Here is a 15,529-nt window from a genome sequence, read left to right on the forward strand (position 1 = left end):
CCGGCATCCGCGTCGTCGTCCGCCTCACCCGTCGTGAGCGCCCGATGCCCAGCGTCCGAGCAGCGCCGACCGAACCTCCTCGATGCGGGCGCGCAGCGCCGTGATGTAGGCGAGCACGAGCGGCTGGCGCAGCGCCTCGGGGTGGATCACCATCCAGTACGGCAGCCGCACCTCGACCGCCTCGGGCAGGAGCCGCACGAGGTCGTCGTGCTGATCGGCGAGGAACGCCGGGAGCAGCCCGATGCCGGCGCCCGCACGCGTCGCCTCGATGTGCACGTACACGTTCGTGCTCGACACGGCGTCGAGCATGCGCGGCACCGCACGGCGGGCGTCGTCGAGCGCGTCAACCTGCAGCATCGACTCGATGAAGTAGACGAGCGGCCGCCCGGCGAGTCCGGCGAGGTCGGCCGGGCTGCCGTGCCGTTCGAGGTAGCCCCGGCTCGCGTAGAGCCCGAGCGTGTAGTCGGCGAGGTGGCTCGCCTCGGCGCGGTGCACGTGCGGTCGGCCGACGACGACCTCGAGGTCGACCCCGACCCGCTGCATCGCCGCCCGGCGGGTCGCCGCGACCATCTCGAGCGACACCTCGGGGTGCTCGCGGCGCAAGGCGACGATCGCGGGCGCCGCGATGTAGCCGCTGAACCCGTCGGTCGCCGAGAGCCGCACGACCCCCGCGAGCGCCGTCGCCTCGGGGTCGAGCCCGCGCAGCGCCTGCTCGACGCCCTCGGCCGCGACGAGCGCCTGCTCGCCGAGCGCGGTGAGCGCCCACCCCGCCGAGCCGCGTACGAGCACCCGGCCGCCGAGCGCCTGCTCGAGCGACTCGATGCGCCGGCCGACGGTCGTGTGATTGATGCCGAGCGCCGCACCGGCGGCCGTGTACCGCCCCGAGCGCGCGACCGCGAGGAAGACGAGCAGGTCGTCGGGGTTCGCTGCGGGCCGCGGTGCCGTGATCACGCTGTGCATGATCGCACAGTCGGGACGGCGTCGCACCGGAGTGCGCCCGCGTCGAACCGCTCGCCGGATGGCCCGACCGGGCAGAAGGGCGCTCGGCCGCCCTCCCCCAAGGGCGGCCGAGCATGGGCGCTGCGGCCGCCCTCCCCCAAGGGCGGCAGCAGGCCCGGTCTCGAAACCGTCAGCGCTCCGCGTCGACCTCGTCGAGCGGGTGCGTGGTCGTCGGGATCGCCCCGGTGAGCGGCAGGCCCTCGCGGAGCAGGCGGCGACGGCGGAGCATCCACAGGATCGCGAGGACGACGAACCACACGGGTGCCGCGAGCAGCGCGGGCCGCGTCGACTCGCCGAGCAGCAACGTCACGATGATGAACGCGAAGAACGCGAACACGAGCCACGGCGTGACCTTGGCGAACGGCATGCGGAACGCCGAGGCGGCGTGCTTCTCGGGGTACCGGCGCTGGTACACGAGGTGGCTCGCGACGATCGAGCCCCAGGTGAAGAGCACGAGGGTGGCGCACACCGAGCTCACGAAGGTGAACGCCTGCACGACGCCGTCGCCCGCGTAGAGCAGCGGGATCGCGGCGAAGAGGAACACGCAGGTGAAGAAGACGGCGTTGCGCGGGATGAACCGGCGATCGACCTTCGCGAAGACGCGGGCCGCATGGCCGTCCTTCGCGAGGCCGAACAGCATGCGCGTGCCGGAATACAGACCCGAGTTCGCGCTCGATGCGGCCGAGGTGAGCACGACGAGGTTGATCGCGAAGGCCGCCGCCCCGAAGCCCGCGAGCAGCAGGGTCGAGGTGAACGGGCTCGTGCCCGCCTCGATCTGATCCCACGGCGTGATGCTCATGATGACGACCATCGCGCCGACGTAGAAGACGATGATGCGCACGACGATCGAGTTGATCGCCTTCGGCAGGTTGCGGCGCGGGTTCTCGGTCTCGGCGGCGGCGGTGCCGACGAGCTCGACGCCGATGAACGCGAACACGCCCATCTGGAAGCCCATGATGAATCCCGATGCGCCGAGCGGGAAGAGCCCGCCGTGCTCCCAGAGGTTCGTGACCGAGGCCTGCACCCCGTCGGGGCTCGTGTAGCCGGTGACGATCAGCACGATGCCGACGGCGATGAGCGCGAGGATCGCGACGATCTTCACGATCGCGAACCAGAACTCGGTCTCGCCGAACCATTTCACCGGCTGCAGGTTGAGGATGGTCAGGCCGATGGCCGTGAGCAGCGCGGGCACCCACACGGGGATGTCGGGGGCGAAGTACTGGGTGTACGCCGTGATCGCGACGATGTCGGCGACGCAGGCGACCACCCACGAGAACCAGTACGTCCACGAGACGAAGAACCCGGCCCACGGGCCCAGCATGTCCTTCGCGATGTCGCCGAAGGTCTTGTAATGCAGGTTCGACAGCAGCAGCTCGCCGAGCGCCCGCATGATGAAGAACACGAAGACGCCGATGATCATGTACACGAAGATGATCGACGGCCCCGTGAGGCTGATGACGGTGCCGGAGCCGAGGAACAGGCCGGTGCCGATGGCGCCGCCGATCGCGATGAGCTGCAGGTGACGGTTCTTCAGCCCGCGTTCGAGCTCGGCGGGCGGGGCGGCGCTCGAGGCGTCGGTCGTTCTGGGGGGCGATGCCGCTTCGGTCATAGGGGGACTCCTTCGTCTGTGCGGATCGGGGCGGGGTGCTCGAGGCCGGCTCCGGGCTGCCTGCCCGGGCTCGGCGCCCGGCTCAGGCTCGGGCGACGACGCGCACGCGATCGAGCCGGGGATCGACGCTGCCGCGCACGTAGCCCGAGGGATCGGCAGCGGTGGCGCGGAGGAAATCGAGCACTTCGCGGGTGAACGGTTCACCGGGAAGCACATTGGGGATACCAGGAGGATACGCGGCGAGCGCGTCAGCTGAAACTCGGCCGACGCTCTCCTCCCACGGGATCACCTCGGTCTCGCTGAGGAACGCGTCCTGGACGCTCATCGCGAGCGGGGCGACGGCCGGCAGGGGACGCGGCTCGCTGAGGCTCTCGATCGCGACGGGCAGGGCGTGCAGCGCGGTGAGGAACCGGTCGACGTCGACCCGGCTCGTCGCGCCGAGCAGCAGCAGGATCGCCGAGTGCGTCGAGAGCTCGACGACGACGCCGTGGTCGCGGATGAGGCGGTGATGGGCCTCGCCGCCGGAGATGCCGCCGGCGCGCGTGTCGATGACGATCTTGAAGGGATCGAGGTCGACGGTGCCGGCGCTCAGGCGGATGTCGTCGCTCGCGTCGCGGAATCGCCCGCCCTCGCGGATGCCGCGGCGGATCGCCTCGGCCGCGGCGAGCGTCTCGCCGATCGAACGCTCGCCGTCGATGACGAGGCGGCGGCGCGCCTCGTCGAGCGAGGCCATGAGCAGGGCGCTCGACGACGTCGACTGGTACGAGCGGTGCACGCGGTCGGCGAGCCCCTCGAGGCGCTGCCCGAACGGCCCCTCGCCGAGGAAGAGCATCGCCGACTGGGTGAGCGAGCCGCCGCCCTTGTGCGTGCTCGAGACGACCAGGTCGGCGCCGAGTCTCGCGGCGTTCACCGGCAACCCGGGGTGGAAGCCGAAGTGGGCGCCCCAGGCCTCGTCGACGATGAGCGGCACGCCGTGCGCGTGGGCGACCTCGGCGATCGCGGCGATGTCGGAGACGGCGCCGAAGTAGCTGGGGCTCGTGAGGTAGACCGCGCCGCTCGCGGGGTGGGCGGTGAGCGCCGCATCGACCTGCTCGGCCGTGAGCCCGTGCGAGGAGCCGAGGGCGCTGTCGACCGCCCCCTGGACGAAGTGGGCGTCGATGCCCCCGTGGGCGATGCCGTCGATGACGCTCGAGTGCACGCCTCGCTGCACGACGAGCTCACGGCCGAGCGCGCGGGCGACCATGGTCGCGATGTGGTTGCCCTGGGACGCGCCGTTGGTGAGGAACCAGGCGCGGCGGGCGCCCCACGCGTCGGCCGCGAGCTCGAGCGAGCGGGCGAGCGGCGTGGGCTTGGCCGGGTTGATCATGCGCCAGCTGTCCTGGTCGATGCCGCTGAAGAGCATCGGCTTGTCCATGCGCAGCGCCTGCTCGCCGATGAACGAGGCGATCCCGGGGGCGTTCTCGGAGTGGCCGTGGTGGGCGGGCACGTGGATGTGCTGCCAGTCGCCCGCGGCGAGCGCGCGAAGCGCGTCGGCGTACGGGACCTCGGTCTGCGTGGGGAGCTGCGTCGGTGCGGCGTGGAGCATGACGTTCAGGTTAGGAACCATCGCGCGACATGAGAAGTGGGTGAATCTTTGCCGCAGCGACATACGCTCTATGAGTGATCTCGTTGCAGCAGCTCCGCGTCGTCCTCGCCGTGCGCGCGAACGGCAGTCTCACGAAGGCCGCGAACGCCCTGCACTACGGGGTGCCGACGGTCACGCACCACCTCGACGCCCTCGAGTCGGCACTCGGGGCGCGGCTCGTCGAGCGCACGCCCCGGGGCGCCCGGCTGACGCCGATCGGCGAGCTGCTCGCCGAGGAGGGCGAGCAGATCCTCGCGCGCGTCGCGCACGCCGAGCGGCTCGTCGCCACCTACCGCGACGCCGGGGCGATGACGCTCGTCGTCGGCACGTTCCCCTCGATCGGCTCGCGCCTCCTCCCCGAGGCGATCCGGGCGCTCCGCGAGTCGATGCACGTCGAGGTCGAGCTCGTCGAGGGCGAACCGACCGAGCTCGTGCGGATGCTCGGCGACGGCGCCCTCCATGCGGCCCTCATCTACGACCTCGAAGGCGACCCGGTCTTCGACGCGCCCGATCTCGAGCCGACCCTGCTGATGTCCGAGCCGTTCCACGTGCTCGTGGGGGCGTCGAGCCCGCTCGCGGAGCTCGACGAGCTCGACCTCGGCGAGCTCGGCCGCAGCTGGATCGGCAGCCGCAACGACGACGAGGCCTCGCAGCGGGTCCTCCGACGTGCGAGCGCCGCGCTCGGGCGGGAGCTGCACGTGTTCACCCGCACCGACGACCTCAACATGATCCACGGCCTCGTCGCCGCCGATCTCGCCGTCGCGCTCGCGGTGCCGTCGACCTCCGTGCCGGGGTTCGGCGTGGTCGTGCGACCGCCCGTCCAGGAGCTCGGGATGCGCCGACTCGCCTTCGTCACCCGCGGCGACGCGCAGCTGCCGGCCCTCGCGCGTCTCCGCGACATCCTCGTCGACGCGGCCGCCGAGCTCTCGCGTCAGACGACCGCCGGCGCTGCCGATCCGCCCCGCTCGTGAGGCACCAGCCCGGCGGCGGGCACCGCCCGAGTCATGGTCAGGCGAAGATCAGCCATCCCGCGCCGATCGCGAGCGCGATGACGCCCAGCACGAGGCTCGGGGCGAAGGGCTCGCGGCGGCGGACGTGCAGGCCCACGGCGACGGCCATCATGCCGGCGAGGCCGAAGGCGGCGATGGGCGTGAGCCAGGGTGCGATGCCCGTCGCGGCGGGCAGGATCATGCCGATCGCCCCGATCACCTCGAGCGCCCCGATGCCCTTGAGCTGGGCGGGGTTGACGACCTCCACCCACGACATCTTCTCCCCCACGCGCTCGTAGGGGGTGACGACCTTCATCGTGCCGGCCATGACGAAGGCGAGGGCGAGCACGGCGGTGGCGATCCAGAGGGCGATGATCATGGGGGTTCCCTTCTCGGTTACGAACAGTTCGTAACGCACGATCTGGTATCGTAACCCTCCGGGTCCCGGCACTTCTCCGTGCGCAACGCACCTCGAGGTGCGTATCGGGCCCTGCGAGAGGAGCTGCAATGCCCACCCGACCGGCACGCGCCATGACCGTCGAGCCGCTCGACGCGCCCGTCGGGCACGAGGGCACCGCCGCGTGCAGCGTCGACAACCCCGCGAGCGGGCTCATCCGCGAGATCCTCGCCCGCGTCGGCGACAAGTGGAGCATGCTCGTCATCGGCGTGCTGCACGACGGCCCCCTCCGATTCACCGAACTGCAGCGCAAGATCGACGGCATCTCGCACCGCATGCTCACGCAGACCCTGCGCAGCCTCGAGCGCGACGGTCTCGTCACGCGCACGAGCTACCCCGAGATCCCGCCCCGCGTCGAGTATGCGGCGACCCCGCTCGGCCGCTCGCTGTCCGAGCCCGTCATCGAGCTCGCCAGATGGGCCGCGGCCCACCGCACCGACATCCTCGACGCCCGGGAGGCCTTCGACGCCGAGCGCTGAGCCCGCCACGGGGCGCCGCCGGCGCCGCGCTCGGGACCCGCCTCCCGGCCTCAGCCGATCAGCCGATCAGCCGATCAGGTCCGCGTACTCCTGCGCGACCCGCGCGACCTTGTCGACGTAGTCGTTGTCGTGGTTGTACGAGTACACCGCCTCGCGCCAGCCCTCGGGGCTCGTCATCGAGCCCGCCGCGCACAGGTACCGCGCCGTGGTCAGCGCGGCGTCGTCGATCTGGTGCGGGTCGGCCACGTCGTCGCCGTTCGCATCGCTCGCCCACCGCTCCCAGGTCGACGGGATGAACTGCATCGGTCCGACCGCCCGGTCCCAGGTGGTGTCGCCGTCGAGCACGCCGCCGTCGGTGTCGGCGATCTTCGCCACCCCGTCGCCGTCGAGCGCCCGGCCGATGATCGGCGGGCTCACGTCGCCCGACTCGCCGAGCGCCGAGTCGCCGTGCCGGCCGTGGTCCGACTCGATCGATCCGATCGCGGCGATCGTCGCCCAGTCGACGCCGCACTCCGGTTCCTCCTCGGCCACGGCGACGTGCGCGAGCGTGTACGCCGCGAGCGCCCGCTCGGGGATCCCGGTGGCGTCGGCCGCCATTGCGAGCCAGTCGCCGTCGACGACGGGCACGGGCAGCGACTCGCGACCCGAGCCCGAGAGGTCGGCGGGGTCCTCGGGCGTCGCCGTGCCTCCGTCGGCGGAGGCGTCGCCCTCGGCCCGGTCGAGGTCGTCGGGCTGCGAGGTCGTCGGCGGCAGCGCGACGTACGAGCCGTAGGCGGCGGGCGCGGCGAATCCGCCGGGGTTCCGCGCCGTGCCGATGAGATTCACCGCGACGACGACGCCGACCACGAGCGCGACGACCCCGACGGTGGCGCCCAGGTACATCGCGACTCGCCCGATGACCCGGCCCCAGCTGACGCGCGTCCGGGCTGCCCGACGCTCGCCGCGATCATCGGCGTCGAAATCGTCGTCCCAGGACATCGTTGCTCCGTTCGGGCGTTGGTTCAGGTGCCCGCAGGGCCGCTCCGGTGGCACTCGTTCGAGCGCGACGGCGACGACCCCCATCCACACTACGCGTCCGTCGCCGCCGGCGCGCCCGAAACGTGCCAGTCGGCTCTCGTGAATCGCCGCCCACCCGACTAGGCTCGGCCACGTCGGCACGAAGAAGGGCTGATTGCGCCATGTCGAAGGCACTCTCCGAAGATCAGCTCGCCATCGTGGCGGCCGTTCACGAGTTCACCGCGGCCGAGCTCGCCCCGTTCGCGAACGAGCGCGACCAGAAGAAGCAGTTCCCGGTCGACACCCTCGAGCGGGCCGGCCTGCTCGGCCTGGGCGGCATCTACGTCGGCGAGGAGTTCGGGGGCTCGGCCCTGGGGCGGTTCACCGCGGCGCTCGTCTTCGAGGAGCTCGCGAAGGGCGACACTGCGATCGCCGCGTACCTGTCGATCCACAACATGGTCGCGTGGATGATCGACCGGTACGGCGATGACCGACAGCGCGCGCAGTGGCTGCCCGGGATGAGCGCTCTCGTCGATCGCAGCAGCTACTGCCTCACGGAGCCCTCGGTGGGGTCCGATGCCGCGGCCCTCACGACGTCCGCCCGGCGAGAGGGCGACGAGTACGTGCTGAACGGCGTGAAGCAGTTCATCTCGGGCGCCGGCTCGTCCGCCGTGTACCTCGTCTTCGCCCGGACCGGCGAGGCCGGTTCCCGGGGCATCAGCGCGATCGTCGTCCCCGGGGAGGCACCCGGGCTCTCCTTCGGGCCCGACGAGAAGAAGATGGGCTGGAACGCCCAGCCGACCCGCCAGGTCGTGCTCGACGGGGTGCGCGTTCCCGTGGGCAATCGGCTCGGCGAGGAGGGCGACGGCTTCTCGATCGCGATGTCCGGGCTCGACGGGGGCCGGGTGAACATCGCGGCGTGCTCGATCGGCGGCGCGCAGTGGGCGCTCGACCGCACGCTGCGCTACGTCGAGGAGCGCGAGACCTTCGGGCATCCGCTCGCCGAGCACCAGTCGGTCGCGTTCACCCTCGCCGACATGGCGACCGAGCTGCACGCCGCGCGCCTGCTCGTGCACGATGCGGCCGCGGCGATCGACGACCGTGAGCCCGACGCCACCGCGAGATGCGCGATGGCCAAGCGGTTCGCGACCGATGCGGCCTTCATCGTCGCGAACAGCGCGCTGCAGCTGCACGGCGGGTACGGGTACCTGTCGGAGTACGGCATCGAGCGGGTCGTCCGCGACCTGCGGGTGCACCAGATCCTCGAGGGCACGAACGAGGTCATGCGCATGATCATCGCTCGCCGGCTGCTCGGCTCGCGCTGAGGGTTCGGGTGAGGCGGTCGCGCCCGGCCCTCAGCTCGCGAGGAGTCCCGAGTGCAGGAGCTCGAGGTAGTTCGCGCTGAGGCTCGCAGCGGTGTGGCTGCCGGCGGGGCGGTACCAGAACACCGTCGACCACACGGCGTCGCGGATGAACCGGAAGGCGAGACGCGGGTCGACGGTGTCGCGGAAGACCCCCTCGCGCTGGCCCGCGGTGATCTGCTCGAGCCAGATCTCCTCGATGCGGGCGGCGCCGTCGACGAGGAACTCGAACCCGGGCTGGGTCATCAGGAACCCGGTCTCGTTCTGGTAGATGCGCACCTCGTCGGGGCGCTGCTCGATCGTGAGGAAGGCGTGCTCGATGAGCTGGTCGAGATGCTCGCGCGGGCTGCCGCCGCCGGCCGCGATGCGCTCGAACGCCGAGAGCGTGTCGTGCTGGAAGGTGTGCAGGATCTCCTGGAGCACCGCCTCCTTCGAGGCGAAGTGGTGATACAGGCTGCCCGAGAGGATGCCGGCCTCGTCGGCGATGTCGCGCACGGTCGTCGATGAGTAGCCCCGCGAGGCGATCAGCCTCGTCGCGATCGCGATGATCTGCTCGCGCCGCCCCGTTCCATCTCCCACCTCAGCGCCCGCTGACCTTGCCGAACAGCCGGGCGATGGGTGCGAGCACGAGCGGGCGCGCGGCGACCCAGGCCGCGGCGATCACGACGAGCGAACCCACGAAGATCCAGAACCCGACCCAGTTCACGACGTCCTGGCTCGCGTACATGTGGTTGAGGTTGCGCAGCGCCCCGGTGGCGAAGACGAGCCCCACGTGCACGATGATGAACGCCACGAAGTAGAGCATCACCGGGAAGTGCACGGCGCGCGCCAACTCGACCGGGTAGATGCGGTTCAGCGTCTTCGCGTTCTTCGGCCAGAGCCCCGACATGCGCACCCCGGTGATCGCGGCGAGCGGGGCGGCGATGAACACGGTCACGAAGTAGGCGATCTGCTGCAGGCTGTTGTAGTTCACCCAGCCGTTCTCGGTCGGCCAGTCGAGCGAGAGGTACTGCAGCAACGCCGAGATCGCGTTCGGGAAGACCTCCCAGCTGGTCGGCACGATCCGCATCCACTGCCCGGTCGCGAAGAGCAGCACGACGAAGACCGCGCCGTTGACGAGCCACAGGATGTCGAGCGACTGGTGGAACCAGAGCGACAGGCTGATCTTGCGCTTGGCGTTCCAGCGGGGCGACCAGAACGCGGTCGGCCGCTTCTGGGTGCGCACCTGCAGGCCCGATCGCATGATGAGCACGATCAGGAACACGTTGAAGAAGTGCTGCCAGCCGATCCACGCCGGAATGCCGACGGGCGCGCCCTCGGGCAGGTGGTACTCGCCCGGGTACGTCGCGAGGAAGTCCTGCATCGGCGCGAGCGCGAGCAGCCAGTTGACCACGACGACGACGCCGGTCGCGGCGAGCAGCAGCCCGAATCCGCCGATGGCGAGGGCGCCGGCCCACTCGGCGCGCGAGTACGGTCCGTACAGCTTCGGCCACGGTTCGGCCACGGGGCGGGCGGATGCCACGACCGGCGCCGCGCGACGAGGCTGCGGTGCCGGGGTGCGCCGCGGCACGGCGGCCGGGGCGACCTCGACGGGCGCGGGCGCGGCGGCGGGAGCGGGGGCAACCTCGGCCGCGACCTCGGCGACGACCGGGGCGGCCGCCGCGGGCGCCTCGACGACGCGCTCGGGCCGCGCGGGCGCGGTGCCCGCGGGCGGCCACGGCTCGCCGCCGGGGGTGCGCGGCAGTCCGCGGCGCAGTGCGACGCCACCCGCGGCGACTGCGGCGGCGGGCGCAGCTGCGACCGCAGGCGCCGCGGCAGGCACGGCCGCGGTGCCGACCGGAGTTGCCGGGGCGACCTCGGGAGCACTCGCGCTCGCGGCATCCGCGACGGAACCCACGGCGGCCGCGACCGTCACCGATCCGGCGGGCGGCCAGGGCTCGCCGCCCGGCACGCGCGGCAGGCCACGCCGCAGCGAACGGCTCGTCACGGCGGTCTCGGCGAGCGGCGCCGCGGCGACCGGTGAGGCCGCGAGCTGCTCCGTCGCCGCCACTGCGGGCGCCGCCTCGGCCTGCACCGCCGCGACTCCCGCGAGCTCGACCACCGGGGGCCAGGGCTCGCCGCCCGCGATGCGGGGCAGGCCCTGCCGTGTCGTTCGCCCGTACGTCGCCATCGGGGGTTACGCCTTCCGCGCCTCGAGCGCGGCGATCAGCTGCGGGACGACCGTGAACAGGTCGCCCACGACGCCGAAGTCGGCGATCTCGAAGATCGGGGCGTCCGCATCCTTGTTGATCGCGACGATCGTCTTCGCCGTCTGCATGCCGGCCCGGTGCTGGATCGCGCCCGAGATGCCGAGCGCGATGTAGAGCTGCGGCGAGACCGAGACGCCGGTCTGGCCGACCTGATACGACTGCGGCACGTAGCCGGCGTCGACGGCGGCGCGCGAGGCGCCGACGGCGGCGCCGAGCACGTCGGCGAGCTGGTCGACGAGCGCGAACTGCTCCTCGGAGCCGAGGCCCCGGCCGCCCGAGACGACCTTCGCCGCGCCGCGCAGCTCGGGGCGCGACGAGGTGACGACGGCCTCGTCGACGCTGCCGATCACGGCGGCACGACGACCGGATGCCGCGACCTCGAGCCGCTCGACCGAGACGGGCTGCGCCTCCGCACGGGCATCGATCGCCCCCTCGCGAACGGTGACGACGGGAGCACCCCAGGTGACGGCGGAGTCGACGTTGTAGGCGCCGCCGTAGACCGAGTGGTGGGCGACGACGCCCTCGGCGTCGCGGGAGACGCCGACGGCGTCGACGGCGAGGCCAGAGCGGGTGCGCGCCGCGAAGCGGGCGGCGATCTCACGGCCCTCGATCGAGTTCGAGACGAGCACGGCGTCGGGCCGCACGAGTTCGGCGGCGGCGGCGAGCGCGTCGGCGGCGGGCACCGTGAGCTGCGCCGCGTCGGCGGGCTCGGCGACGAGCACGCGGATCGCGCCGAGCGCGGCGGCGTCCGCGGCGAGTCGATCGCCGTCGGCGGCGACGAGGAGTGCGACGGGGGTGCCGACGCCGGCGGCGGCGCCGAGCAGCCCGGCGGCGCTCTTCGTGAGCGCGCCGGAGGGGGTGACGTCGAGGAGCACGAGGATGGAGTCGGCGGTGTAGTCAGTCATCGTCGGTCCCCTTACGCGAGCCGGTTCTGGACGAGGTACTCGGCGAGGCGCTCGCCGGCGTCGCCCTCGTCGACGATCTTGGTGCCCGCCGTGCGCGGCGGCTTCTCGGCCAGCGAGATCATGATCGACCGCGAGGCCTCGGCGGTGTCGGCGTCGACCCCGACGTCGGCGAGCGAGAGGGTCTCGAAGGGCTTCTTCTTCGCGGCCATGATGCCCTTGAAGTTCGGGAAGCGGGCGTCGGGCAGCGCTTCGGTGATCGAGATCACGGCGGGCAGCGTCGCGGTGACCTGCATCGTGCCGTGGTCGCTCGCACGCTGGCCGCGCACCTCGCCGTCGGCGATCTCGACCGAGTTCAGGCTCGTCGCGTTCGGCACGTCGAGGAGCTCGGCGACCATCGCGGGGAGCACCCCGCCCGATCCGTCGGTCGACTCGTTGCCGGCGATCACGAGGTCGTACCCGATGTGCTGGAGGGTTGCGGCGAGCGCCTCGGCGGTGAGCCCGAGGTCGGCGCCGGCGAGCGCCTCGTCGGCGAGATGCACCGCCGACGACGCCCCCATGGCGAGGCCCTTGCGCACGGTCGCCGCGGCGGACTCGGGCGACATCGAGAGCACGACCACCTCGGTGTCGGCGTTCGCGTCGGCGTAGCTCAGCGCGACCTCGAGGGCGCGCTCGCCGATCTCGTCGAGCACGGTGTCGCTCGCCGCGCGATCGGCGAGGCCGGTCTCGAGGTTCAGCTTGCGGTCCCCATAGGTGTCGGGGACCTCTTTGACCAGGACGACGATCTTCATTCCGCTCCTTCGCACGAGTGGCTCCATCCTAACCAAGCACTTGCTTGCCTGGAAAGGACACTGATTTGTGGGATGCCGCCAAAGCGGCCGGAAGGCTCGCCCGAGCCGCTCGTGGAACCCGCACAGTTTCGCTGGCCGGCACGGAGACGCGGGGTTACGCTGCGGGCATGAGCGGATTCCGACCCCCTGTTGCAGACATCGCCTTCGCCCTCGAGCACGTCGTCGACTACGACGCCGTCGCGCAGCTGCCCGGCTACGAGCACGCCGACCTCGAGACCGTCACGGAGATCCTCGATGAGGCCGGCAACTTCATGACCGAGCTGGTGGCCCCGACCAACCGCGCCGGCGACCTCGAGGGTTCGACGCTGAACCCCGACGGCACCGTCACCACGGCGACGGGCTTCAAGGAGGCCTACTCGGCCTACGTCGACGCCGGCTGGGGCTCGGTGCCGCTGCCCGAGGAGTTCGGCGGCGGCGGGTTCCCGCGCACCGTCGGCCTCGCGCTCCAGGAGCTCATGACGACCGCGAACATGGCGTTCGCGCTGGCCCCGCTGCTCACGCAGGGTGCGATCGAGGCCCTGCTGCACTACGGCAGCGACGAGCAGAAGCAGCAGTGGCTGCCGAAGATGGTCTCCGGCGAGTGGACGGGCACCATGAACCTCACCGAGCCCCACGCGGGCTCCGACGTCGGCGCCCTCACCACCAAGGCCGTGAAGCGCGAGGACGGCACCTACGGCATCACCGGCCAGAAGATCTTCATCACCTTCGGCGACCACGACCTCAGCGAGCAGATCGTGCACCTCGTGCTCGCCCGCACGCCCGACGCCCCTGCCGGAACCAAGGGCATCTCGATCTTCATCGTGCCGAAGTTCCTGATGAACGAGGACGGCTCGATCGGCGAGCGCAACGGCGTGCACACCGTCGGCGTCGAGCACAAGATGGGCATCCACGGCTCGCCGACGTGCGTGCTCTCGTACGAGGACGCCACCGGCTACCTGGTCGGCGCCGAGAACATCGGCATGCGCATCATGTTCGTCATGATGAACAGCGCCCGCCTCTCGGTCGGCATGCAGGGCCTCGCGGTGTCGGAGCGCGCGTACCAGCAGTCGCTCGACTACGCGACCGAGCGCATCCAGGGCCGCGCGATCGGCGCTACCGAGGACTCCCCCATCATCGACTTCCCCGACGTGCGCCGCATGCTCATGACGCAGAAGGCATATATCGCCGCCATGCGCCGCATGATGCTGCTGACGGCGACGTACGCCGACGTGTCGACGCACCACGCCGACCCCGCGACCCGCGCTCGCGCGAACGAGATCGTCGGCCTACTGACCCCGATCAGCAAGTCGTTCGGCACCGACCTCGGCAACGAGCTCACCTCGCTCGCGCTGCAGATCCACGGCGGCATGGGCTTCATCGAGGAGACCGGCGCCGCGCAGCACTACCGCGACGTCCGCATCGCCGCGATCTACGAGGGCACGAACGGCATCCAGGCCGCCGACCTCGTCGGCCGTAAGCTGCCCGTCCGCGACGGGGCATCCGCACTCGAGTTCATCGCGAGCATGCGCGAGCTCGACGCCGACCTGGCCGCGGCGGGCGAGGAGTTCGCCTCGATCCGCGCCCAGCTGAGCGCCCAGCTCGACACGCTCGAGCAGACGACGGCATGGATGCTCCGCACCGGCGCGACCGACCCGAACGCCGTGCTCTCGGGCTCGACGCCCTACCAGCGCATCTGGGGCCTCGTCGTCGGCGGCTGGCTCATGGCGAAGTCCGCGCTCGCCGCCCGCGGCCTCGACGCCGACGGCATCGCCGAGACGCAGCTGCCGCTCGCCCGGTTCTACGCCGAGCAGCTGCTGCCGCAGGCGGCGGGCCTCGCGAGCGCGGCGACCGCCGGCTCGCGCGACCTCTTCGCCCTCGACGCCGCGGCGCTCGGCGACGCGGTGGCGCGCGGGGCGCGCGTCTGACCCGACGCTGATCGATCCGGCCGGGCCCGGCACCTTCGGAAGGTGCCGGGCCCGGCTCTTCGCCGTCGCCCGCTTGGATGCGCGGGCCCGGAGAGACGGCGCGAACGATCAGACGGAGTTCGGCGGGTAGGTCTCGACGAGGAACTGCTCCATCTCGTCGAGGCAGCGCTCGATCTGCGCACTCGCGTAGTGCATCTCGTCCCAGACGCCGAAGAGGGTGATCACGAGCGGGCCCGAGCCGGTCTCGATCGGGGTGGTCGTGAGACCGAATCTGGGGTCGTCGGAGAGGATGCAGATGCCGCGCCCCGCGGCTGCGAGCGCCTGGGCGAGCGGGGGTGACTCGGTCTCGAGCGAGGCGGTGAACCTGAGGCCGGCTCTCGCCGCCGCCGAGTCGAACATCTGGCGGACCCCGTGCGCACGGCTCATGACGATGAGCGGTTGTGTCACGAGTGCGGCGATGTCGACCGTCTCGCGATCGGCGAGCGGATGGTCCCGCCGCATCTGCGCCCAGAGGTAGGCGTGGCCGATCACCTTGGTGCGGAACTCCGCCGGAGGGATCCGCGTGCCGACGGCGAAGTCGGCCCGCCCGGTCGCCACGGCCGCGTACACGTGCTCGGGCATCGCCTCGACGACGTTGCCGATCACGCCGTCCGGTCCCGCGCGGACGATGAACGGCGCGACGATGTCGGTCGCCGTCGTGGGGGCGGTCACGACGGTCAGCTCGGGCGCCGTGCCGCGCGCGATCGCATGGGCGGTCGCGCCCGCCTGCGCCGCGCGTCCCACGAGGTCCTCGGCGACCGGGCGGAACCTCCGGCCGGCGGCGGTGAGCGCAAGCCCTCGCGCCGACCGGTCGAACAGGTCGAATCCGAGGTCCTGCTCGAGGCGCCGGATCTGCCGGCTGAGCGAGGGCTGCGCGACGTGCACGACCGCGGCGGCGCCGTGGAGCGTGCCGGCCTCGCACACCGCGAGGAAGTAGCGGAGCAGGCGGAGATCCATCGATACCTCCCAAGCATCACTTCAACCGAAACTAAGTATTGGTCTGTTAAGGCTCGGCGTCCATAGACTGGCCGCACTTCGCCGCCGAAGACCCCCGCGGTGGCGAGCCCACC

14 protein-coding genes are annotated in these 15,529 nt (G+C 71.8%); 4 read left to right on the top strand and 10 right to left on the bottom strand.

The genetic code is table 11. The features are described from left to right. Positions 1-24: 24 nt before the first annotated feature. From ACFVAJ_RS04125 to ACFVAJ_RS04135, 3 genes are all read right to left on the bottom strand, one after another. On the bottom strand, positions 25-960 hold the full coding sequence (locus ACFVAJ_RS04125) for a LysR family transcriptional regulator (RefSeq protein WP_376941534.1): 936 nt from the start codon (positions 958-960) through the stop codon (positions 25-27). Between the two features lie 169 nt (positions 961-1,129). Next, positions 1,130-2,608 (bottom strand): amino acid permease, encoded by a 1,479-nt coding sequence (locus ACFVAJ_RS04130; protein ID WP_376941535.1) that lies wholly within the window; start codon positions 2,606-2,608, stop codon positions 1,130-1,132. Positions 2,609-2,690: 82 nt separating this feature from the next. Next, positions 2,691-4,193 (bottom strand): aminotransferase class I/II-fold pyridoxal phosphate-dependent enzyme, encoded by a 1,503-nt coding sequence (locus ACFVAJ_RS04135; protein WP_376941536.1) that lies wholly within the window; start codon positions 4,191-4,193, stop codon positions 2,691-2,693. A 74-nt stretch (positions 4,194-4,267) separates the two neighbouring features. On the opposite strand from ACFVAJ_RS04135, the gene ACFVAJ_RS04140 reads away from it, so the two are divergent. After that, positions 4,268-5,203, top strand: coding sequence for a LysR family transcriptional regulator (locus ACFVAJ_RS04140; protein WP_376941537.1), 936 nt, complete (start codon positions 4,268-4,270; stop codon positions 5,201-5,203). Between the two features lie 37 nt (positions 5,204-5,240). Here the strand turns inward: ACFVAJ_RS04140 and ACFVAJ_RS04145 are convergent, their stop codons facing one another. Beyond that, on the bottom strand, positions 5,241-5,600 hold the full coding sequence (locus ACFVAJ_RS04145; protein WP_376941538.1) for a DoxX family protein: 360 nt from the start codon (positions 5,598-5,600) through the stop codon (positions 5,241-5,243). A gap of 128 nt (positions 5,601-5,728) precedes the next feature. Here ACFVAJ_RS04145 and ACFVAJ_RS04150 point away from each other — a divergent pair, with 128 nt between their 5' ends. After that, positions 5,729-6,157, top strand: coding sequence for a winged helix-turn-helix transcriptional regulator (locus tag ACFVAJ_RS04150; protein ID WP_376941539.1), 429 nt, complete (start codon positions 5,729-5,731; stop codon positions 6,155-6,157). Between the two features lie 66 nt (positions 6,158-6,223). Here the strand turns inward: ACFVAJ_RS04150 and ACFVAJ_RS04155 are convergent, their stop codons facing one another. After that, positions 6,224-7,135 (bottom strand): lytic transglycosylase domain-containing protein, encoded by a 912-nt coding sequence (locus tag ACFVAJ_RS04155; RefSeq protein WP_376941540.1) that lies wholly within the window; start codon positions 7,133-7,135, stop codon positions 6,224-6,226. Positions 7,136-7,335: 200 nt separating this feature from the next. Between ACFVAJ_RS04155 and ACFVAJ_RS04160 the strand changes: the two genes are divergently transcribed. Further along, positions 7,336-8,478, top strand: coding sequence for an acyl-CoA dehydrogenase family protein (locus ACFVAJ_RS04160; protein WP_376941541.1), 1,143 nt, complete (start codon positions 7,336-7,338; stop codon positions 8,476-8,478). A 30-nt stretch (positions 8,479-8,508) separates the two neighbouring features. Here ACFVAJ_RS04160 and ACFVAJ_RS04165 read toward each other — a convergent pair whose 3' ends face one another. The 4 genes from ACFVAJ_RS04165 to ACFVAJ_RS04180 are packed head-to-tail and all read right to left on the bottom strand — an operon-like array spanning position 8,509 to position 12,456. Beyond that, positions 8,509-9,093 carry a TetR/AcrR family transcriptional regulator gene (locus ACFVAJ_RS04165; RefSeq protein WP_376941542.1) on the bottom strand — a complete coding sequence of 195 codons (585 nt, stop codon included), beginning with the start codon at positions 9,091-9,093 and terminating at the stop codon, positions 8,509-8,511. Position 9,094: 1 nt separating this feature from the next. Continuing rightward, the gene (locus ACFVAJ_RS04170; RefSeq protein WP_376941543.1) at positions 9,095-10,684 is read right to left on the bottom strand and encodes a cytochrome b/b6 domain-containing protein; all 1,590 of its coding nucleotides are present in this window, start codon (positions 10,682-10,684) and stop codon (positions 9,095-9,097) included. Between the two features lie 6 nt (positions 10,685-10,690). After that, the gene (locus ACFVAJ_RS04175) at positions 10,691-11,668 is read right to left on the bottom strand and encodes an electron transfer flavoprotein subunit alpha/FixB family protein (protein WP_376941544.1); all 978 of its coding nucleotides are present in this window, start codon (positions 11,666-11,668) and stop codon (positions 10,691-10,693) included. Positions 11,669-11,679: 11 nt separating this feature from the next. Next, complete coding sequence (locus ACFVAJ_RS04180) at positions 11,680-12,456, bottom strand: electron transfer flavoprotein subunit beta/FixA family protein (RefSeq protein ID WP_376941545.1); 777 nt, start codon at positions 12,454-12,456, stop codon at positions 11,680-11,682. A gap of 167 nt (positions 12,457-12,623) precedes the next feature. On the opposite strand from ACFVAJ_RS04180, the gene ACFVAJ_RS04185 reads away from it, so the two are divergent. After that, the gene (locus ACFVAJ_RS04185) at positions 12,624-14,420 is read left to right on the top strand and encodes an acyl-CoA dehydrogenase (protein ID WP_376941546.1); all 1,797 of its coding nucleotides are present in this window, start codon (positions 12,624-12,626) and stop codon (positions 14,418-14,420) included. 108 nt (positions 14,421-14,528) lie between these two features. On the opposite strand, the gene ACFVAJ_RS04190 is transcribed toward ACFVAJ_RS04185, so the two are convergent. Then, the gene (locus ACFVAJ_RS04190; RefSeq protein ID WP_376941547.1) at positions 14,529-15,416 is read right to left on the bottom strand and encodes a LysR family transcriptional regulator; all 888 of its coding nucleotides are present in this window, start codon (positions 15,414-15,416) and stop codon (positions 14,529-14,531) included. Positions 15,417-15,529 lie beyond the last annotated feature (113 nt).

Origin of the sequence: Agromyces sp. NPDC057679 (genome assembly GCF_042799635.1) — a bacterium.
Classification (GTDB): domain Bacteria; phylum Actinomycetota; class Actinomycetes; order Actinomycetales; family Microbacteriaceae; genus Agromyces.